Origin of the sequence: Trinickia sp. NRRL B-1857 (genome assembly GCF_050470685.1) — a bacterium.
GTDB lineage: Bacteria > Pseudomonadota > Gammaproteobacteria > Burkholderiales > Burkholderiaceae > Trinickia.
The window spans coordinates 2,549,224-2,570,412 of record NZ_JBFLUK010000011.1; the positions used below are offsets into that span (position 1 = coordinate 2,549,224).

The 21,189-nt window shown below is 60.6% G+C and carries 15 protein-coding genes and 2 pseudogenes; 7 read left to right on the plus strand and 10 right to left on the minus strand.

What is annotated here, in order from left to right:
• Positions 1-389: 389 nt before the first annotated feature.
• Positions 390-1,289, plus strand: a pseudogene (locus AB1286_RS31725) (cytochrome c); the annotation flags it as partial.
• Between the two features lie 33 nt (positions 1,290-1,322).
• On the opposite strand, the gene AB1286_RS31730 reads toward AB1286_RS31725, so the two are convergent.
• Positions 1,323-1,454 carry a hypothetical protein gene (locus AB1286_RS31730; protein ID WP_430367148.1) on the minus strand — a complete coding sequence of 44 codons (132 nt, stop codon included), beginning with the start codon at positions 1,452-1,454 and terminating at the stop codon, positions 1,323-1,325.
• On the opposite strand from AB1286_RS31730, the gene AB1286_RS31735 reads away from it, so the two are divergent.
• Both AB1286_RS31735 and bluB read left to right on the plus strand, forming a co-directional pair.
• Positions 1,453-1,773 carry a DUF892 family protein gene (locus tag AB1286_RS31735; protein WP_430367149.1) on the plus strand — a complete coding sequence of 107 codons (321 nt, stop codon included), beginning with the start codon at positions 1,453-1,455 and terminating at the stop codon, positions 1,771-1,773. The genes AB1286_RS31730 and AB1286_RS31735 overlap by 2 nt on opposite strands.
• 335 nt (positions 1,774-2,108) lie before the next feature.
• Positions 2,109-2,783: a 5,6-dimethylbenzimidazole synthase gene (gene bluB / locus AB1286_RS31740; RefSeq protein WP_430367380.1), complete on the plus strand. Its 675-nt coding sequence runs from the start codon at positions 2,109-2,111 to the stop codon at positions 2,781-2,783.
• Positions 2,784-2,798: 15 nt separating this feature from the next.
• On the opposite strand, the gene AB1286_RS31745 is transcribed toward bluB, so the two are convergent.
• From AB1286_RS31745 to AB1286_RS31765, 5 genes are all read right to left on the minus strand, one after another.
• Complete coding sequence (locus tag AB1286_RS31745) at positions 2,799-3,044, minus strand: H-NS family nucleoid-associated regulatory protein (RefSeq protein WP_206957474.1); 246 nt, start codon at positions 3,042-3,044, stop codon at positions 2,799-2,801.
• 673 nt (positions 3,045-3,717) lie between these two features.
• Positions 3,718-8,160: a response regulator gene (locus AB1286_RS31750; protein ID WP_430367150.1), complete on the minus strand. Its 4,443-nt coding sequence runs from the start codon at positions 8,158-8,160 to the stop codon at positions 3,718-3,720.
• A 1,065-nt stretch (positions 8,161-9,225) separates the two neighbouring features.
• Positions 9,226-9,687, minus strand: a complete 462-nt coding sequence (locus AB1286_RS31755; RefSeq protein ID WP_430367381.1) for a hypothetical protein — start codon at positions 9,685-9,687, stop codon at positions 9,226-9,228.
• A 283-nt stretch (positions 9,688-9,970) separates the two neighbouring features.
• Positions 9,971-10,456: a DUF1348 family protein gene (locus tag AB1286_RS31760; protein ID WP_430367151.1), complete on the minus strand. Its 486-nt coding sequence runs from the start codon at positions 10,454-10,456 to the stop codon at positions 9,971-9,973.
• Positions 10,457-10,465: 9 nt separating this feature from the next.
• Positions 10,466-11,110, minus strand: coding sequence for a TetR/AcrR family transcriptional regulator (locus AB1286_RS31765; protein WP_430367152.1), 645 nt, complete (start codon positions 11,108-11,110; stop codon positions 10,466-10,468).
• A 252-nt stretch (positions 11,111-11,362) separates the two neighbouring features.
• On the opposite strand from AB1286_RS31765, the gene AB1286_RS31770 reads away from it, so the two are divergent.
• Positions 11,363-11,980 carry a YceI family protein gene (locus AB1286_RS31770; protein WP_430367382.1) on the plus strand — a complete coding sequence of 206 codons (618 nt, stop codon included), beginning with the start codon at positions 11,363-11,365 and terminating at the stop codon, positions 11,978-11,980.
• Here AB1286_RS31770 and tdh read toward each other — a convergent pair.
• Positions 11,958-12,986, minus strand: coding sequence for an L-threonine 3-dehydrogenase (gene tdh, locus AB1286_RS31775; protein WP_430367153.1), 1,029 nt, complete (start codon positions 12,984-12,986; stop codon positions 11,958-11,960). The genes AB1286_RS31770 and tdh overlap by 23 nt on opposite strands.
• A 12-nt stretch (positions 12,987-12,998) precedes the next feature.
• Positions 12,999-14,198, minus strand: a complete 1,200-nt coding sequence (locus tag AB1286_RS31780; RefSeq protein ID WP_430367154.1) for a glycine C-acetyltransferase — start codon at positions 14,196-14,198, stop codon at positions 12,999-13,001.
• A 157-nt stretch (positions 14,199-14,355) separates the two neighbouring features.
• Here AB1286_RS31780 and AB1286_RS31785 point away from each other — a divergent pair, with 157 nt between their 5' ends.
• Entirely contained in the window at positions 14,356-14,970 is a 615-nt protein-coding gene (locus AB1286_RS31785; protein ID WP_430367155.1) for a helix-turn-helix domain-containing protein, read from the plus strand.
• Positions 14,971-15,051: 81 nt separating this feature from the next.
• Complete coding sequence (locus tag AB1286_RS31790; RefSeq protein WP_430367156.1) at positions 15,052-15,426, plus strand: DUF2471 family protein; 375 nt, start codon at positions 15,052-15,054, stop codon at positions 15,424-15,426.
• Positions 15,427-15,514: 88 nt separating this feature from the next.
• Here AB1286_RS31790 and AB1286_RS31795 read toward each other — a convergent pair whose 3' ends face one another.
• Positions 15,515-16,729, minus strand: coding sequence for a DNA-binding protein (locus AB1286_RS31795; protein ID WP_430367157.1), 1,215 nt, complete (start codon positions 16,727-16,729; stop codon positions 15,515-15,517).
• A gap of 1,939 nt (positions 16,730-18,668) precedes the next feature.
• On the opposite strand from AB1286_RS31795, the gene AB1286_RS31800 reads away from it, so the two are divergent.
• A complete protein-coding gene (locus AB1286_RS31800; RefSeq protein ID WP_430367158.1) occupies positions 18,669-20,027 on the plus strand; it encodes a replication initiation protein in 1,359 nt (452 codons plus the stop codon).
• Between the two features lie 216 nt (positions 20,028-20,243).
• On the opposite strand, the pseudogene AB1286_RS31805 reads toward AB1286_RS31800, so the two are convergent.
• Positions 20,244-21,104 (minus strand): annotated as a pseudogene (locus AB1286_RS31805) (ParB/RepB/Spo0J family partition protein); the annotation flags it as partial.
• Between the last annotated feature and the right edge of the window lie 85 nt (positions 21,105-21,189).

Here is a 21,189-nt window from a genome sequence, read left to right on the forward strand (position 1 = left end):
GCGCTGTCACGACCGTCCTCGCCGCCGCTTTCGGCGAGCACAGGTCTCTTGCGCCCGCCGGCATCCAAGCCGAAAGCTCGGCCAACCTACTGCTCGTCTCGTCGCCGACACCATCGTTACGGCTGTGCTTACGGTCTTGTTCTTTGTCGGTGCGGTCGAGGACGAGTGCTTCGTCGACATGAGCGAAAACGCACCGTATCGGTATTTCGTCGTATTGAGTTGGCTGCCGATCTATGCGGTCATCTATCTTGTGCCTACGCTTCAAACGATTGGCCGGCACTCGGCATGCGGCAACGCCTTACATCGGGGAAGCCAACGAAATGAAAAAGCCTCCGCGCACGGCAACGGATTTGCTCATGCTGACGCTGCCAGCCGTCCTCGCGATCGCGATGGGCAACCCGCGCCATGGCGCGCCTATTAGCGAACCCGTTGTGAAACCTGCCGACGCCGCCACGCTCGCGCGCGGCGAGTATGTCGCGAAGGCAGCCGATTGCTCCGGCTGCCACACGGCGCCGCAAGGGGGAGCGCCGTTCGCGGGCGGGCTCCGTATGGGCTCGCCGTTCGGCACCGTCAAAACCAGCAACATTACGCCCGATCCGCAATTCGGCATCGGCCGCTACTCCTACAACGACTTCGATCGCGCCGTTCGACACGGCGTTGCCCCGGGCGGCAAAGCGCTCTATCCGGCAATGCCTTACCCCGAGTTCTCGAAGATGTCCGACGACGATCTACGTGCGCTCTACGCTTACATCATGCAGCGCGTCGCGCCGGTCGCAAAGCCGACCGAGCCGAACGACGTGGCCTTTCCGTTCAATCAGCGTTGGATGCTCATCGGATGGCAATGGGTGTTCATGCCGCACGGCGGGTTCAAGTCGCGCTCGCCGGCCGATGCTCAATGGACGCGCGGCGCCTATCTCGTCCAGTCGCTCGGACACTGCGGGGCCTGTCATACGCCGCGCGGTTGGGGATACCAAGAGCGCGGCTACGACGAATCCGCCACGCGCTTTTTGACGGGCGGTGTGAACGATCATAGGTTCGCGCCGAATCTAACGGGCGACGCGGGGTCGGGTCTCGGTCGCATGGGCGAGGCCGATATCGCGCGCTTCCTGAAGACGAGGCACGCTAACGGCACCATGGTGGCGCAGATCGGAAACAGCGCGCAGTACCTGTCGGATCCGGACCTACTCGCGATCGCCCATTATTTGAAGAGCTTGCCGGCACGGCAGCCGTCGGGCGCCTTCGCGCCAGCGACGGCGCCTGCCCGAGCGAGCACCGGCGATGACGACGTGGCGTCGCTACGTCACCCGCTGCACAAATAGCCGTCACGGCTGCCGCTGCCCCCCTTGCTGGCGCGGCATCTTCTGCTGGTTTTGCTGCTGCTGGCCCATGGGCTTGCTCTGTTGCTGTTGGCGCGGATTGCTCGGGGCGGAATTGCTCGGCTTCGCATGCGACATGGCAGTCCTCCATTCGGTTCTCGGCCGCGACGTCGTTCGCGACCTTCGCGACAAAAGCCGCAACGAGCATTCCCGCGCGCGGAGCGCGGACGCCCGGGAATGCTCGTTGCGCATTCGGTATGCCGCCTGCCCCGGTCGCCCCCTCGCGCGCAAACAAGGTCTAGGAAAAGCGGTGACGGCCCCTAAAGAACACCGGATCGACCGGTTGAGGAACGCTTATGCAATGGAGAAACAAACCGACTCGATGCTCGAGTCTCAAGCCTCGCGACTCGAGCATTATCCGAGTCTTAAGGGGCGCATCGAGCAACATATCGACTAAACGCTATCGCAATAAAAGCTGCTCGAAGGGTGCCTCGACCGTCTGGGTAGCGGCCCATCGGCGATCAAGAACCTCACGGCTCGCGTCGCCGCGAACGCTAACTCGCCGCTAGCCATCGAAACATTTCCGCTTGGCGAACAGGAGCGTCGCAACGATGGGCGCTCGTGTTTAAGAGCAGACAGGTTCGGATGGCGCAGACTCGCTGCAACGACTCGCCAGACCGCATTTTGGAATTCGAGCGACACAGCGCAATTGCATTTGTCGTGCGCGACGCGGTGGAGCGCTTTACACTGCGCGTATTGCGACCCACGCGGCGCTCGAAACCGCTTCCATCCATGGCGATGCAATTCAATGATGACGAACGCGCGGCGGTCTATCGCGCGATCTACGAACGCCGCGATATGCGGCATTTCGTGCGCGGCCCGGTTGACGCGCAAGTGCTCGCTCGCCTGATCGACGCCGCGCACCACGCGCCGAGCGTCGGCTTCATGCAGCCCTGGCGCATCTCGCGCATCACCGATCCGGCGCTGCGCAGCGCATTGCACGGCGCGGTCGAACGTGAGCGTGTGCGCACGGCCGATGCGCTCGGCGAACGTCATGATGAATTCATGCGACTCAAGGTCGAAGGCATGCTCGAGTGCGGCGAGTTGCTGGTGATGGCGCTCATGGACGGCCGCGAACGGCACGTCTTCGGCCGTCGCACGATGCCTGAAATGGATCTGGCATCGGTTGCTTGCGCCATTCAAAACATGTGGCTTGCCGCACGTGCCGAAGGTCTCGGCATGGGATGGGTTTCTCTATTCGACGTCGACGAAGTGCGCACACTGATGCGGATGCCGCCCGGCGCGAAACCCGTTGCCATTCTTTGCCTAGGGCACGTGGAGGGCTTCTATCCGAAACCGATGCTTGAACTCGAGCAATGGGCGAAGCGAATGCCGATCGGCGAATGCGTGTATGAAAATCATTGGCCGGCCGATCAGGCAGCCGCGCCGGCATCCCAAGATGACTGACGCGATGCCGGCGCGTCAGCTTTCGCAGCGAAAAAAGTCCATTTGCTGGCCAGCCGCCACGGCTCGGCGCAGCCAATCGGGCGGATCCCCGTACCCGTCCCACGTGTTGCCCATCGCGTCGCGATAAAGAATCGGACGCTCCGCCTGCTTATCGGCGGAAATCGATTCGGCAACGGCTTCCACGGTAATGCCGTATTCGTCCATGCGGCGTCGCAGCCAGCGAATCAGCCGTTCGCGAGCTTCGCCTTCAAGCTGTTCCATCGATGATTCCGGTTATGGTTGATGCGGGGGGCGCTAAATCCCCCAGTTGACCCGAGCCGAATCATACTCGACTCGTAGTCGAAAGGTTGCAGCCGTCCACGGGCGCGTACCAAGGAAGGCAGCGCACGGTCGTGGTCAAGCGGTGTCGGCTTGAATTATCGATACAAAATCGACAAAAAGCAAAACTGCAAAAAGCCCGGGTACGCATTCACGTGCACGGAACGTTCCAACCGCCGCTGGGTACGCGCTTGCCCGGCGCCACGTTGGTGCAGCGCAGCTTTCCTCACACGTTTGAGCGGCTTCACGAACGCGATCGTCCCGGTCCGCGGCTTTCCGCGTTTGCACATCGTTCGGTCTGCCGTCTCGGTGCAAAGAGTGCCCCGGCATTGTCGGCGCCTTCGCGCGACATTAACGTACGATCACCGACATTGTGATATTTCTCTCATAATTGTTTTTCACGCATGCATTGAATAATTTCCACAACAAAGTCCGATTAATCCTACTTGCCCTTGCAACCGCAGCAGAAAGCCGATCGAGTTGCATGCTCCCGAAAATACTCACCTAACTGCACTCGACTCCGGTAAAGGTGAGTGTTTTCGGGACGTTACCGGCCTGGGTCGCGATCCGGACTAGGCCTCCCGAAACTTCTCACCCTCCGGTCGTTTAGCGTGTTTCAAACCGACGGCATACGCTTCGCATCGTTCGAGGCCACAGCCGGTGCGAGGCGCTCTTGGACCGCCGAGCGCGAAGCGCCCGCAGCCAGCCGTGCAGCCATTGCGGCATTCATCGCTTCCTCGATTCGCTCCTTGTTATAGGGCTTGCGCAACAGCATCGCGCCCGCAAGCGCTTGATGATCGCTGTCCTCGGGCAACGCGTCGTAGCCCGTTGCGAATATCACACGCAACCCGGGCTGCAACGCCAGCGCACGCATGGCGAGTTCATCGCCCGATAAATCCGGCAACGAGATATCGGTGACGATAACGTCGAACGCATGCTCACTGAGCAACCGCAATGCATCGGTCGCATCGCCCGCTTCCGTGACGGTATGGCCGAGGTAGCTCAGCATGTCGGCCGTCGTGAACCGAACCATCGCGTCGTCGTCGACGAGCAGCACGCGCGCGGCCAATTGCGACGCGTCCGGCGCGACTTCGTGTGAGGGCGCGGGTAGGATCGGCGTTTCGACCGGGGCCGTTTGAGCGCGCGCTTGGTTGCGCAGAACGTAGCGAATCTTGCGCGCCATAGCCTCGCGGCTATACGGTTTGCTGAGCAAGTCGACGCCTTCGTCAAGCCGGCCGCCGTGCACGATCGCGTTATCCGTATATCCGGAGGTAAAGAGAACGGCGACCTTGGGCAGACGCTCGCGTGCCCGGCGAGCCAGTTCCGGACTGCCTAGCGGCCCGGGCATCACTACGTCGGTAAATAGCAAATCGATCGGCACGCCGCTCTCGACGATGGCCAACGCACTTTGCGCGTCTTTAGCCCTTAGTACGCGGTAGCCAAGCTCGGACAGCAAGTCGACGACGGTACCGCGCACGTCTTCATCGTCCTCGACGACAAGCACCGTCTCGCTACCTCCCGTAATCGCGCCCGTTTCCAGATCGGTTTCAACGTCTTCGGGCTGCTGTGCGCGCGGCAGATAAATGCGCACCGTCGTCCCGTGTCCCACCTCGCTGTAAATCTTGATATGCCCGCCCGACTGCTTGACGAACCCGTACACCATGCTCAAGCCGAGGCCAGTGCCTTGACCCTCGGGCTTAGTCGTATAAAACGGTTCGAATACGCGTTCGAGCAGTTCCGTCGGGATTCCGCATCCGGTATCGGTGACGGCGACCATGACATATTGGCCCGCCGCCACGTCGCCGTAACGCGCGACGTAGGTGTCGTCGAGAAAGGCATTCCCCGCTTCGATCGTGAGCTTGCCTTGCGCTTGCATTGCGTCGCGCGCGTTGATCGCAAGATTGAGCAGCGCGTTCTCGACTTGGACCGTATCGACGAACGTATTCCAAAGGCCGCCCATGACGACCGTCTCGATCTCCACGCCTTCGCCCAACGAACGCCGCAACATATCGTCGATGCCGCGAATCAGCCGGCCGAGATTCACGCTCTTCGGGGAGAGCGGCTGCCTACGACCGAAAGCCAGCAGCTGAGAGGCGAGGCGCGAGCCGCGCGAGGTCGCCGCGATCGCCGTTTGCAAGCGCTGTTCGGCCCGCAGATTGCCCGCTACGTCTCGGCTCAGTAACTGTAGATTGCCCGCGATCACTTGCAAGACGTTGTTGAAATCGTGCGCCACGCCGCCGGTGAGCTTGCCGATCGCCTCCATCTTTTGCGCCTGCCTCAGTTGCGCTTCGGTATGCACGCGCTCTGCGATCGCAGCGGCCACGCGCCGCTCGAGCACTACGTTCGCTTCTTGCAGGATTCGTTCGGCTTCCTTGCGATGCGTGATGTCGATGATCGAGCCGATGTAGCCGAGAAACGCACCGTCGTCGCCGAAGCGCGGGGCCGCCGCACTGAGCGCCCAACGATAGACGCCGTCCGAGCGGCGCACGCGGCACTCCGCGCTAAACGGCTCGCTACGTTCGTTCGCGGTCGCGAAAGAAGCTTCGTACTGCTTACGATCTTCGGGATGCAGTGCGTCCCATGCACCGGCTCCCAGTGCATTGTCCAGGGCTTGGCCCGTGAATTCGCACCAGAGGCGGTTCAAGTAAATCAGCGATCCCGTGGGATCGCTCACCCACATCATCACGGGCGCGTGGTTGGCCATGTTTCTGAAGCGCGCTTCGCTTTCGAGCAGCTCGCTTGTCGCGTCGCGCCGCAGACGCGCCATTTCCAAGTTCGCATTCACGCGCGCCATGAGCTCGCGCGCCGAGAACGGCTTGATGAGATAGTCGTCGGCGCCCGATTCGAGCCCTTCGACGCGCGCCTCTTCGCCCGCACGCGCGGACAACATGACGAACGGCAAATCGCGCAATTGGGCATCGCCGCGGATTTCGCGCAATAAACCGAACCCATCCAGCACCGGCATCATGACGTCGCTCAAAATGAGGTCGGGCTTGCGCCTACGAATGGCGTCCAGCGCGGCTTGGCCGTCGGGTACCGTCTCCACCTCCCAACGCGCCCTCAACATGCGGCCGATGTAGTCGCGCATATCGGCGTTATCGTCCACCACGAGCACGCGCGCGCCGACCGTCCCGCTGCCGAACGACCACTCCGGCATCTCGTCAGCGCGCTGGATCGATACGTCGTCCTCGCGCCCGCCGTCGATTTCATGATCGAGCGGCAGCCAGCGAAGCGCTTCTTCCACATAGGCATCGGCACGCGTCGAACGCTGCGACGGTGTCCGGGCCGAACTGACTCGCTCGGCGGGCAGGTGAGCATAGCCGAACGGCAGTCGCAGGGAGAACGTCGTACCGCGCCCCACTTCGCTCGTCACCGCAATCGTGCCGCCGTGAAGCTTGACCAGTTCCTGAACCAACGCGAGCCCGATACCCGATCCTTCGAACGAGCGACTGCGTTGTCCCTCGACACGATGAAAGCGCTCGAACAACCGCGGCAATTCGCAGGCGGGAATGCCCACGCCCGAATCGCGCACGATGATTTCGGCGCCGGCTGAGTCCGCGGACAGACGTGTGGCCACGCCGATCTCGCCTTCGAACGTGAACTTGAACGCGTTCGACATCAAATTCAGTACGATCTTCTCCCACATATCCCGGTCGACATAGACGGGCTGCGGTAACGGTTCGCACTTGATCGACAGCGAGAGTCGAGCGCGTTCGGTTGCCGACTCGAAGTTCGATGCAAGCTCGGCCGTCAGTTTGGCGAGGTCGACCGGTTCGAACGTTGCGACGACTCTCCCGGCTTCGATGCGGGAAAAATCGAGCAACGAATTGACGAGCTTGAGCAGACGCAAACCGTTGCGATGCGCGGTCACGAGACGTTGCCGTTGCGCTGCCGCGAGTGCCGCATCGCTCGTGTCGCCGAGCGCATCTTCGATCGGCCCGAGCATCAACGTCAGCGGCGTGCGGAATTCGTGGCTGACGTTCGAAAAGAACGCGGTTTTCGCGCGGTCGATTTCCGCTAACGCTTGGGCGCGGCGACGCTCGTCCTCATAAGCCTGCGCGTGTCCCAAAGCCGCGCCGATTTGGCCGACGACGAGGCTTAAAAAGCCTCGATAGTGCTCGTCGAATAAGCGGAACGGATTCAACCCGACGACGAGCGCGCCCGCACGACCGCTCTCGCCCGAGGGCGCAATCGGCATGACGACGCCCTGCCTGGGTGGCTCGTGCCACGGCCCCGTAGGCAACGGCTCGGCAATACGTTCTTGAAGATCAGGTACGAGAACGGGTTGGTGCGTGCGCAACGCTTCGTGGATGGGCCATGGTGCGGCGCGCTTGAGCGACAAGCGCGCCGGCGCCGCTTCGTGCGCCGCCTCGATCCCGGATAGCGCGATGAGTTCGAGTTCCTCGGCGCCGGGTGACGAGAGATAAAGAAGTGCAAAAGGCAGATCGCGGGCGTCGCGTTCAAGCGCGCGAACGCTGCATTCGCTTGCCTCTTGCCAGGTCCGCGCGTCGGCTGCGCCCGCGGCAAGATCGCGTAAAAGCGCAAGCTGGCGCTCGCCGATCGCGCGCTGCGTATCGTCCGTGTTCGCGCAAATGATTCCGCCGATGCTGCCGTCGTCATTCGGAATGGGGCTGTACGAGAACGTGTAGTACGTTTCCTCGCGATAGCCGTTGCGCTCCATGATGAGGGGCTGCGCCTCGACGTAAATCGCCTCGCGGCCGCTCATGGCGAGTTCGAGCATCCCGCCGATGTCGTCCCAGATCTCGCTCCATACCTCGGCGGTCGGGCGCCCGAGCGCCCACGGATGCTTCCCGCCAATAATCGACTGATAGGCGTCGTTATAGAAAAAGATCAGCGACGGCCCCCAGCCGATCCACATCGGCTGACGCGAATTGAGGATGATGCGCAATGCGAGCCGCAGGTTCTGAGGCCAATACGCCGGTTCGCCCAGCGACGTCGCGCGCCAGTCATGGCCACGGATGAGCTTTCCGAGCGCTCCGCCTCCGGACAAGAAATCGTTGGTGTCTTTATTGGGCAACATGCCAGATGCGTCGCTCATAGGGTTCCCTATTCCGATTCAGCAAAGATATGCGCAAGGCACGCAAAAGCCAACGCCGTTCGTCGGCTATCGGACTTGCGCGTCGAGTCGTAACCGGGAGGTTGGGGAATCGCGCCGCGACCCATTCGCCCGCTGCAAAGATCGCTATGTGCGCGAAACATGGGAAACTTAAACCGATCGCAAGGGAGCAATTCACCGCAGCGCGTTGGCGAGTTCATGGGCGCACCTGCTCCTTACGTTCGCATTCAAAAGCGGCGACACGAATGCTCGATCGGAAAAATAAGCACACTGCATGCCACGACGCGAGGCCCATGTCGACGGTGGTCTTGCACCGTGTTCTACGCGACCCTCTTCAGGCTCACGTCTTGCCAGGCCGTGCATTGGAACGACTTCACTTCGCGCCGCTCGCTAAACGGGGACCGCGCGGCAGTCTGCGGACGTCCGTGGACGACATGTAAAAGCCTTTCCTTTTTGCACATCGGGTGAAGCAACGACATGCCGATGCGCTAAAAATGCCTTTGGCTCACAGGTCATCATGGCGCCCACGCGCTGCACCTCTTCGCACGAGAGGCTCCCGAAAACGCTCACCTCTTGGCGTTTCGCGGCATAACGCGTCGCGAGAAGAATGGCAAGGGCGTCGTCAGATCCCGAAAACTCTCACCTTCCGCGAATGGGGGGATCCTTAACTTAACTGGACTCGGGTGGCCATCTGGGGTTCGACCGCGCGTGTTCGCCAGCCACTCCGCCTCCCGAAAACACTCACCTCAAAGGGTCCACTCCGCAGCGAGGTAAGCCGTTTCACCGGCTAAAAGTCGCATCCGTTCAACCGACTATGCGATGTTCTCCGGCTCGTTTTCGGCATCCCGAAAAGCCTCACCTTAGCTCGCCCATCGAGCCGCGAGAAGATTCAATGAAGTAAGGAGGTGAGCATTTTCGGGAGCGATGCTCCCGAACGCGGGCGCTCGTCGTCAGACTGCCGGCGCACAGCAGCACCAGCCGGCAAGGCCAATGAGCCGATCGATGCGCCGGCGGCTGGCTGCCGACGGTGAGCTTTTTCGGGATCGATTAGAACCCGACCTTCAACTGAAACCCGACGGTGAACGGCAGATTGTCGGAAGGAATCGGCGGGACGAGAATGAAGTTCATCCCCACACGCTTATAGGTGACCATCACAATGGGTGCGGCCACGGGTCCGATCGAATGATCGTGACCGAAACCATAGCGGCCGTAGTTATATCCGGAGATGAGACCGCCCATGACGGCCAACCGGACGAAGCCCCAATGCGCGAATTCGGGCGCCCAAAGACCGCCGCCGTACCACGACGGATGAGAAAGCGAATTACGGAACCCGCCCGCGGTTACGGCCCATTGACCGTTGAGCCAGCATTCGACGCCCAACCCCGGATTGACGTCCTCGAACGATTGCTTCGGATGAATGTGATGCGACGCGAGCATGGCGTCGACCCATATCCCGCCACCGCACCAATCGGCAGCTCGCGCTTGCGTGGACCCAAACATGGATACCATCGTGCCGAGCACGACGGTCGATACCGCCTTTGCCGCGCGCACGCCGATGCTGCGCGCAGCCGCCGTCCTGAAACGCATGTCCTCTCCGTTTGCCGGCTGCCGCCGGCGCGGTTGTTGTTTGTCGTCCGTTCTTTAGCTTTGTTTAGCTTCGATCCGTTCGTCGGGCACTCTACTACAGCAATCTGACGACGTGATGATTAGAAGCCCTAGTCGGGCGCGCCGAGTACGCGGCGCGGGACACAAGCAAAACTCAAACCGCAAACGCCGCGGATACGTCCGGCGCTTAGAGGCCCAAGTCGGACAACTCGGGATGGTCGTCGGGGCGTCGGCCGAGGGGCCAGTGATATAAACGTTCGCTTTCGCGAATCGGCAGGTCGTTGATGCATGCGAAGCGGCGCGCCATCAAGCCTCGTTCGTCGAACTCCCAGTTCTCGTTGCCGAACGAGCGAAACCAGTTGCCCGAGTCGTCGCGCCACTCGTACGCGAAGCGAACGGCAATGCGATTCCCGTCGTGCGCCCATAGTTCTTTGATGAGCCGGTATTCGAGTTCCTTGGCCCATTTGCGCGTCAAGAAGGCGACGATCTGCTCGCGTCCCGTCACGAATTCGGCGCGGTTTCGCCACACGCTTTGGGGCGTGTACGCCAATGCTACGCGCCCGGGATCCCGCGAGTTCCACCCGTCCTCGGCCGCACGGACTTTCTGCTTGGCGCTTTCGAGCGTGAAGGGCGGCAACGGCGGCCGCATTTCGTTAGGACTACTATCCGACATACGCTTCTCCTAGGTTGTTGCGCGCTTCGCTTTTTGAGCGCGCGGTTGCGGCATCGACGCCGCGTGATCGAGCAATTGCCGAGCGACCGTCTGCGCGTCGCTTGCCGCGTCGGCCGATCCGCTCACGAGCGCAACGCCGATAGCACCATCGACGAGCACGAGCCATTGCCGAGCGAGCGCCACGGCCTGCCGCGAATCGATCCCGTGTTCGTCGGCGAACGCCGCGAAGCACGTTTCGATAAAACGCAGCAGTGCCGCCTTGTGTTCGCGGGCAACGAGCCGTATCGGATCGGCGGGCGAAGCGATCTCACCGGACGCATTGAGAAACGCGCATCCGTGAAAGCCGGGCGAGGCGAACCATTCGCGCAACACGTCGAACATGCCGAGCAGTTGTGCGCGTGGGGTCTTTCCCGTCAGCCGCGTACCTTGCTCGAACCACGCCATCCATCGCAGATGCCGGCGTTCGAGCGCTGCGGCGACGAGCGCGTCTTTCGATTCGAAGTAGGAATAAAAGCTCTTGCGCGTTGCCTGCGAGGCGCGAACGATCGCGTCCACCCCCGTGGCATGAATGCCGCCTGAATAGATCAGCGCCTCGGCTGCATCGAGGAGTCGCTCGCGTGGACCGGGCAGTGTTTTCGGATCGGCTTCGCTCATAGCAGGAGGGAGTTCTTGCGTTGATGTTTGCATGACGGCAAGAGTAGAACGATCATTCTCCTTTGTCAATGCAGTGCGTGGATATAAGCTAACGCCCCGAGGTGAGGTTTTCCGGGAGCCGAACGCGCAGGCCGTCCGGCTCGACGATTTCGAGCGAAGAAGATGAAGATGACGAGGGCAACGATGATCAAGCGCCGGCTGATATTCCATCCCGCGCAGGTGCGCACACTGCTAAGCGTCGCCGCGTTGACGATGGGCGCGCTAACGATGTCCGCCTGCACGCCGTTGCAGGTGGTGTCGCATACGGTATCGGTGGAGGAAGCTCGCGTGCCTGTCGGCGAGTACGTGATGGATGCCGATCATTGGAGCATCACGTTCGATGTCGAGCACTTGAAATACTCACGCTTCGTTATGCGGTTCGATCGCGCGCGCGGCACGCTTCAATGGAAGAGCGGTGGCCTCGAAGCCAGTACTGTCGATGTGGCGATCGACGCGAACAGCGTCGATACGAAGGTGCCCTTGCTGAACAAGATGGTGACGGGCGCCGACATGTTCGACGCGGCGACATTTCCGACGATTCGTTTCGTCGGCAAGCATCTCGTTCGGACCGGGCCGGCGCAGGGCAAGCTGGAAGGAGAGTTGACGATTCGGACGGTGACGCGTCCGGTCACGCTCGATGTCACGTTCAACGGGTATGGACGCAATCCGCTCACTCACGCGGACACGCTTGGATTCTCGGCGCACGGCGCGTTCAGCCGTGCCCAGTTCGGTTTGGCGACCTGGTATCCCGCGGTCGGCAACGACGTGCAGGTGCGCGTCGAAGCCGAGTTCGAACGGTCCGCGCCGGTTACACCGTCCAATCCAGAATGACCTTACCGCTTTCCCCCGAGAGCATCGTCGCAAAGGCTTCCTGATAATCGTCGACGGCGAAACGGTGCGTGAGGATCGGTGAAAGATCGAGGCCGCTTTGCAGCATGGCCACCATCTTGTACCAAGTCTCGAACATCTCGCGCCCGTAAATGCCCTTGATTTCGAGGCCTTTGAAGATCACTTGATTCCAATCGATGGCCGTCTGCGCCGGCGGGATACCAAGCAGCGCGATCTTGCCGCCGTGGTTCATCGCTTCGAGCATGCCCGTGAACGCGCTCGGCACGCCCGACATTTCGAGGCCCACGTCGAAGCCTTCCGTCATGTGCAGCTCGCTCATGACCTCGCGCAGCGATTCCTTCCCGATGTTCACGGCCCGCGTGGCGCCCATCTTGCGCGCGAGACCTAACCGGTATTCATTGACATCGGTAATCACGATGTTGCGCGCGCCGACGTGCCGCGCGATCGCCACGGCCATGATGCCGATCGGGCCCGCGCCCGTGATCAATACGTCTTCGCCGACCAAGTTGAACGACAGGGCAGTATGCGTCGCGTTGCCGAACGGATCGAAAATCGCGGCGAGATCGTCCGAAATTTCGTCGGGAATCTTGAAGGCGTTGAAGGCGGGAATGACGAGATACTCGGCGAACGCGCCTTCTCGGTTCACGCCGACGCCGATCGTGTTGCGACACAAATGACGCCGCCCCGCGCGACAGTTGCGGCAAAAACCACAGGTGATATGACCTTCGCCCGACACGCGATCGCCGATGGCAAAGCCGCGCACTTCCTGCCCCATCTCGACGATTTCGCCGACGTACTCATGCCCCACGTGCATCGGCACGGGAATCGTCTTTTGCGCCCAGTCGTCCCACTTCCAAATGTGAATGTCGGTACCGCAGATCGCAGTGCGCTTGATGCGAATCATCACATCGTTGTGGCCCACCTCGGGCTTGTTCACTTGCGTGAGCGTCAGTCCGGGCGCGCGTTCGAGTTTCGCGAGTGCTTTCATTATTATCGCTCCTTAAACGATGCCGAGCGAACGGCCGACGCGCTTGAAAGCATCGACGGCGCGATCGACTTGCTCGGAAGTGTGAGCGGCGCTCATCTGCGTACGGATGCGGGCGCGGCCTTTGGGCACGACGGGATAGGAGAAACCGATGACGTAGACGCCTTCCTTCAGCAAGGCGTCGGCCATGCCCGAGGCAACCGACGCATCGCCAAGCATGACGGGAATGATCGGGTGCTGCCCCGGCACGAGCGTAAATCCGGCCGCGCTCATTGCCTCCCGAAAATGCTCACCGTTGGCGCGGACGCGCCGGCGCAGTTCAGCGCCTTCGTCGCTCGCGAGCAGTGCGAGCACCTCGAGCGAGGCCGCCGCGATACTCGGCGTCAACGTGTTGGAAAACAAGTAGGGCCGCGAACGTTGCCGCAGAAGTTCGACGACCTCGCGCCGCGCGGCAACGTATCCGCCCGACGCTCCGCCGAGCGCTTTGCCGAGTGTGCCGGTGATGATGTCGACCCGGCCTTGTACACCGCAGAACTCGGGCGTACCGCGACCGTGCTCGCCAATGAAACCCACCGCATGCGAATCGTCGACCATGACGATGGCGCCGTAGCGATCGGCCAGATCGCAGATGCCGGCGAGGTTGGCGATGATGCCGTCCATCGAAAACACGCCGTCGGTGGCGATCAGCTTGAAGCGGGCGCCGGCCGCATCGGCTTCGCGCAGCTTCGCTTCGAGATCGGCAAGATCGTTGTTCTTGTATCGATAGCGCTTCGCTTTCGACAAGCGAATGCCGTCGATGATGCTTGCGTGATTGAGCTCGTCGCTGATGATCGCGTCGGTTTCGTCGGTCAGCGTTTCGAACAAGCCTCCGTTGGCGTCGAAACAGCTCGAATACAAGATGCAATCCTCGGTGCCGAGGAAGGCGGACAAGGCCGACTCCAGTTCCTTATGCACCGTTTGCGTTCCGCAAATGAAACGGACCGAAGCCATCCCGAAGCCGTCTTTGTCGAGCCCGTCTTTCGCGGCTGCGACCAGACGCGGATCGTTCGCGAGCCCCAGATAGTTGTTGGCGCAAAAGTTCAAGACGTCTTCGCCACTGGCCAAATGGACGTCGGCCGATTGCGGGCTTGCGATCACGCGTTCGGTTTTGTAGAAGCCATCGGCTCGGATCTGATCGATCGTGCCGCGCAAGTGGCCGAGAAATGAGTCGCGCATCGGTTCGCTCCTGACGGGAAAGATGCCGCTTGCGCCGGATGGCGGGCAATGCGGCCGTCTATTGCTGTTATAGTCGGTCGTTCGGTTTTGCCGAACAATTCCAATTTTCCGAACACAAGTTCGATATAGCGAACGACTTTAAGCGATCGAAAACGAAATGGCAAGTTCCGCCAATCGGCGCGCCGCATCATCGCCGGCCCAAGCGCCCTCCGTCGCGGCTTCGGCCCCGCCACGCGTCGGCGAGCAAATTCAGCGGCTCCGTATGGAGCGGAAGTTGACGCTCGACGACTTGTCGCGGGCCGCCGGCGTCTCGAAATCGATGCTCTCCGAAATCGAGCGGGACAAAGCCAATCCGACGATCGCCGTTGCCTGGCGGCTCACGAATGCCCTGGGTGTCAGCCTCGATCAGCTTTTCGCGGCCCAGCGCGCGCCGGAAACCATTGCCGTTTCCGGCCCCCATGAGATCCCCACGCTCGACGGGCACGAAGCGAAATATCAATTGCGGGTCTGGGGCCCCATCGAGCTCGCGGGCAAATTCGAATGGTACGAGCTGACGTTGCAGCCGGGCGGCGCACTCGTATCGAACGCACACGAGCCCGGTACGCGCGAGCATCTCACGGTGCTGGCCGGTTCGATCGAAATCGAAGCCGCTGGGGAGTCGAAGCGGCTCAAATTAGCCGACACGGCGCGCTACCAAGCCGACGTCCCTCATGCAATCCGCAATGCCGGCAAGGCTGACGCGAAAGCGCTGCTCGTGGTCATCCATGGCTAGACCCTGAACAGGCAATGAGGTTTGGCCGCCCCGCTCGAATACTGTATATTTCCACAGTATCTCGATATCCAGAGAGCGGCCATGAAAGAAAAAGATCTTGCCGCGCTGCGCTTTCAGGCCGCGGCGCGCGACCTCGAACACATCGTCCGTCATATTGCGGGACGCTACGTCGTGCAAGGCGTACCGCTGACGTGGCGGCTGCTGCACGCGATCGAAGCGGAAGCCTTAGCGGATCTCGGTTTCGCGAGTCGGCATGAAGCCGAGGTGCTGGATCTATTCAAGCGCCCGGAAGACATGACCTACCCCGAAACCGACGATCCGGCGACGTTCGGTAAATCGAACGCGCTGCCTATGGCGTTCGCGTTCGCCGTAGCGGCGTACGAGGACGCACAACTCGCGCAGTCGCACGACAAAGCGCATCGCAAAGACACGGTGAGACGGCCTTGGGGCGCGTAACGCCGGCTGCCGGGACCCTGAAAGGGCTCACCTCTCGGGTCCCGAAACTTCTCACCTTTTGGCCGTCAAAAGCCTGATCGACGGTAAATCAAGCACTTAGATCGGACTCATCGGTGCGTGCCGTATCCAAGAATCGCGTCACCGCTTCGAGTCGCGATCGTTTGATACCCGACGAATGATCGCATTCCGGACATAGCAGTTCGAAGCCATCGTCGGCTTTCGCAAGTTCCGGTTCGCCTTCGGCGCACTTCGGACAATGGGCGGGAATGTGCGCGAGTGCGTCGGCCGTCGTGCCGAGCGCCGCGAAATCGGCGTCGAGAAGTCTCCCCGTTTCGGCCCAACCGCGTAAGAGCCCGGCCAGTTCGGGCGAAAACGTTCCGCGTTCCTGTGACGCCGCAAGTTCGCGCGTCAAAGCATCGATCTCGTCGGACTGCTCGCGAACCTGGGCCTCGAGTCGGTCGCCTCTTCCTTTTGCTGCGCTAAGCTGTTGAATGAAATCGAATTCTTTGCGGCTTGCGTCGCGTATGCCGGCCTGATAGGTCGCGGCCATCGTACGTAACGAATCGAGTTCGACGAGCATAGGCTTGACGCGACGCTCCGCCTCCGAGATCGCATCCTTGATTTGAGCGGCGTAATGCTCGGTACTTTGACGCAATTCCTGATGCAGGGCGTCGATGCGCTCACGCAAGGAAGCATTGGTCGTCCGCTCCGTATCGACTTGTTGCTCTAGGCGCGCACGTTCGGTTTCTAAACGAACGACCGTCGCCTGCAATGTATCTTCGCTACTTGTGCGTTTGGCCGCGGACAAGCTGATTTGCGATTCGAGCAACCGAACGCGTTCAAGCGCTTCCTGCGCGCGAGCCTCACTGCGCCGCAGGGCCTCGTTGGCGACGTCCTGACGGATTTCTGCTTCGCGAACGGTACTTTTCGTCTGCTCCAGTGCATCGAAAAGCTGCTGGCGTTCGCCCTCGAGCGTTAGTTTTGCTTCTGCGAGGGCATGTTCGAAGAGCGCGCCCAATAGTTCGCCGGCTTTTTCCTCCAAGCCTTGCGGAATAGCGCCGGCGCCGATCTTAACGCGCGAGGCGTCTCGAATCCGCTCCCAGAAATGGTCGATGTCTTTAGGGATATCGCTCGCGCTGCCGGTCTGCGTCAGTTCGCGGACGGCGGCCGCCGACGGCCGAATGCCGAGATCGAAAAATAGCCGCTTGCAGGCATGCAACGAAAGCTCGCGACGATGCACACCGCTCTGGCGTAACGATTCGAGTTCTCTTCTAATGGCTTCACGCTGCTCGTCAAGGGTCATGTCCGTCTGGTCAGTCGTCAGAATGTGTCAATAATAACGGATTACGTATTGAATGATACATTTTGATCCTCGAGGCTGAGGCCGTGTCAGAACTTCCCATAGATGACAGCCAAAGCGACTACCGGCTGTCATGCCTCCTCGGAATTTCGTGAAACAAAGCGAGGAATGCAAGCTAAGTTTTTGTTTTACAGAGACTTATACGCTTTTCTGCTCAACCGAGCGTTGTTTCACGAGGTGGAGCTGGTTTTGTACCTCGCATTTTGCGAGACGCTCGGGGGTTGAGGTTGAGAGTAGTTAAGTAAACACCCTTGAACCTTAGTTAAAAACGTTAACGCCACGCCTCATCCTTGCTGGGTAAGGGTTTCAGCCCGATTGGGTGAAGCTTTGCGGGAGATGAAGTGAGCTTTGACGGGATCCGCGCGTGAAGGGGTTCGGGAATACCCGTGAGAAGTATCGGGAAAGGATGTGAGGGGATTCAGGACCCGGGCGAAAGCATGAAGTGTGCAAAGGTGAGTGATTTCGGGAGCAATGGGCGGTGAAGCCCGCGTGGGCGCGGAGGGGCACTTCAGCACCTGGTTTACCAACGGTGAGCACTTGCAGGAGGTGTTCAAACGGCTGTTTTTGGGGTCGAACGGGGGCCCAAATCTGCTTTGGTGAGGCGTTGCGGGAGAAAAAGCGAACCCAGGGTGAGGCTTTTCGGGAAAAGCGCATGGAAATTCTGCCGGAAAAGCCTATAGGTGAGCCTTCTCGGGAGCTGAAAGCGAGAAAAGTCGAGGCCTGTGCGCCCGGCGATGCCTCGCCGACGTCATTTCGATCGATAAGGTGAGGCTTTTCAGGATCTAAGTCACGCTGCTGTCGGCCGCTAGCACCAACATAGCTTCATCCGTCATTAGGTGAGCGTTTCCAGGACCCGATTCGATGCCGAATTCGAAGCGCGCTTGCGAAGTTAGTCTCCACTTCCGCTAAAAGCTAGGCTCCTCCGCATTGGTGAGCCCTCGTTCAAGAGCCTGTTTGCTGCAAAGGTGAGCGTTTTCGGGGGCAAGGCCGCGAGTGCTGGAACTCAAATTCGTTGCCGAGATTGCTCATAAGGTGAGGGGATACGGGACTGAGTACCGGCGAGAGCAGGCCGGGAGCGACAGCGCTAAGTACTGGATCTATTTGAGAAATGTTCGGAACGCTTCGATGAGGTGAGCATTTGCGGGAGCGATGATCTCGGCGGCTCGATCATCTCCGGCCGCGTGAACTATGGCGTTCAGGTGAAGGTTTTCGGGAGCAGAATGCGGTGCCCAAAAATCTGTAATCGGCGGAGCCCGCGGTATTCGTGGCTCTCCAGCTTCTCAAAGGTGAGCCGATACGGGATTGCGTCGCTTTCGTGCCGGTGGATGTCGATATTCCGAAGCCGGGTGTTGTAGCAAATGGAGCGCGCTCGATCTGGCGCGAGACCGTTTCGCGTCGTCTGGTTGAGGAAGGACGGCCTTACGGGCTCGAGCGGGGGGCAGAAAGGCGCCGGTTCCCTTACCCTGGGGCTGATTGAAATTCGGAACCGGAAAAGCGTTGTGTCGGAAGGTCGATTGGGATCTGCGCTACCCGTATTGGACACTTCGATCGTAGGGCGACTGAGGTCGACGCGAGGTCCGGGACTTGACGCGATATCACGGTCGAATTCTCGTCGCTAAATAGCGACATTTTTATGGTGAGCCGATACGGGACGCGTTGAGCACGCTTGTGCGCCGGTAATCGTCGACGTCCGGCGACGAACACTATGCGCGGTAAAGGAGCGCTTCAAGCCTCAACTTCCGGTTTGGTGAGCCTTTGCGGGAGCTGATCGAGGTGAGGTGCTGCATTCTGACGGATTTCACCGCGAAGGGTGAGAGCGTCGTTGTAGACGCCTATCACCGCACTCTGTATCCTGTCGGAAATTTTCTTTCCCGACCGACGCATGGCAACGAAGCGCGCGAAGAAAACCGATGTGGTAAGTCCAAGCTCCGCCGAATTGCGAAAGGCCGTCGAAGCGATCGCCATTCAGCCAAAAAGCGGCAAGATCACGCTGCTCACGCGAAAGCTGTTCAACGTGCTGCTGGCTGTCGCCCAACAGGCGGACGAATCGGGCGACACTTATCGTGCGCTCCTGTCCGACATCGTCGCTAACTCCGCTTTCGATTCGAACGATACCGCGCTCGTGAAGGAGCATTTGCGGCGGATGGTTTCCGTTCAGGTGGAATGGAGCCAGGGTACGTCGAGCCAAAAGCCCGGCCGCAAGTGGGGGATCTCGACGCTGATCGCCGATGCGGAAATCCTAGAAGATCCCGCTACCCGCCGCGTCTGGGTGGAGTTCTCCTTCGCACCGAAGATCAAGAAGAAGCTGCTCGATCCGGTGCAATACGCACGGCTGAGCTTGCAATTCCAGAGTCAATTGCGAAGCAGCGCCGGCCTGGCGCTATACGAGATCTGCGTACGCTACCTGACCAATCCGAGCCATCTAACGATGCGCGAGTCGTGGGGTTGGTGGCGTCCAATTCTCTCGGGCACGCCGGATACCGAAGCTGGCGACGAAGCCAAGCGCGAGTACAAATATTTCAAGCGCGATTATCTGCGTCCGGCCATCGCCGAAGTGAATGCGGTGACGAATATTTTCGTGGAGCTGATCGAGCACCGCGAAGGCAGGCGCGTCGCCGAAATCCAGTTCCGCGTGACGGAGCGCAAACAGCCGATGCTCGCGCTCGACGAGCATCCGAACGTTTTCGACAGTACGCTGATCGACCGCATGGTGAAGATCGGCATCCCGCTGAAGGAAGCGCAGACGCTCTACGCCGACAGCGAAGAGAATCGAATTCGAGCTGCGCTCCAGATGACGGAACAGCGTATGCGCAGCACGTCGCTACCGCCCGTTCGTAGCGCGCCGGCGCTCTTCAAGGACGCGCTGAAGAAGGGCTATGCACCGCCGGTCGACCTCATCGATCAGCCTGCCGGCAGCGCCGGCAAGGCGATTTCGGCTGCGGTTCCAGCCGATGAGTTGAAAGCGCGGCTGCTGGACGAATATGCGGCTTACCGCCGTAAAGAGGCGCGCGTGCTCTACGAAGAGCAAGGTGAGTCGGAACAGGAAGTGGCGCGGCAATCGTTCGAAGAGGACATGCTTCCGCAACTGGGGTCCCACCTGCGTGAGGATTGGCGTCGCCGTGGCTTGGGTTCGAAGCTCGGTGAAACGGCGTTTTTCGATTGGCTCGCGCGCAAGACTTGGGGCGATCCGACCGACGGCGATTTGTTGGCCTTTACTTTGAGCCACTCGCGGGCGGCGTAAGTCAGGCCCGAGCGCTTGCAAGGCGATCGCCGAGCAATCGATTTCTAATAGCGTGCCTTTTGTTTCCGGGGCGGTCGAGCACCGTGCGGCGGGCTCGTTCGTTCTGCTGGACTCAACCCACTTGGTTATTCGCGCATCGCGCTCTTTGTTTTTGGCGGAGAGCCGCTTTGCCGCTACGCCGCCGCGCTATCGCGCGGCGGATGCGTTGCGTCAGGCTTAACTCGATTGCAGCATCTGTTCGATTTGCCGCAGGATCTCATCCCGCTTGTCACGGGAGAGCCCTCGCAACCGAAGCTCGAGCCGGTCGTCGCCGTACGATTTCAGATCGCCGACCGCCATACCATCGAGTTTGATTTCCATCCGTTGGGCGTAGCGCTGGCGCGTGGCCGGTTTGACGTTTTCCTCGGGATTCGCTCTGCCTTTTACGATATCGGCGACTTGGCGCGTGCTGAGGTCGTCCGACACGATGCGATTGATCAAGCGCAACGTCGAGTCGACGCCACGCGCCGAATAATAGCGGCCCACCTGGTAAGCCATGTTGGAGCCGAACCGATCCGGACGCGCGACCATCTCCTGCATCACCGTCTCGGGCAGCTTCGCGAGCGAGAGCGCGACGGCGACCGTCGATTCGTCGAGTCCAAGGTGCTCCGCGAGCTCCTTTTGGCTCTGGAAGTGTTGCTCGTCCAAGAATCTGCGCCAGACAACGGCGTTGTCGAAAACCGTTTGTGAATCGCGCTGAACGTTGAGATCGTAGCCGAGCTTGTAGCTCTCAATGCCGATCGGGAGATCGACGACGACGGCTTTGACGGTTTCCTTGTTCGCCTCTTTTAGAGCGCGGACGCGTCGACCACCGTCGCTGACGAAGTACATTCCAGCGTTGGCATAGTCGGGAATGACGTGAATCGCCTGCTGCTGCCCTTGCTTCGCCAGATTGACCGCCAATTCGGCAATCGATGTTTTCAGATAAAAATGGCGAGGGTTGAACGGGCTCGGTTTAATCGCCTTCAGTTCGAGTTCGATAACCTGGCCGGGCTGATAGCCGTTCGTTGCGCGCCAAGCGCGATATTCGACCGATTCATTCGTATTGATGGGCTCTGCGGCGGTAGGCACTGCGCGAAGCGGCGCTTCGGCTCGCTTCGTCGTGGTCTTCGTCGAAGGTGCA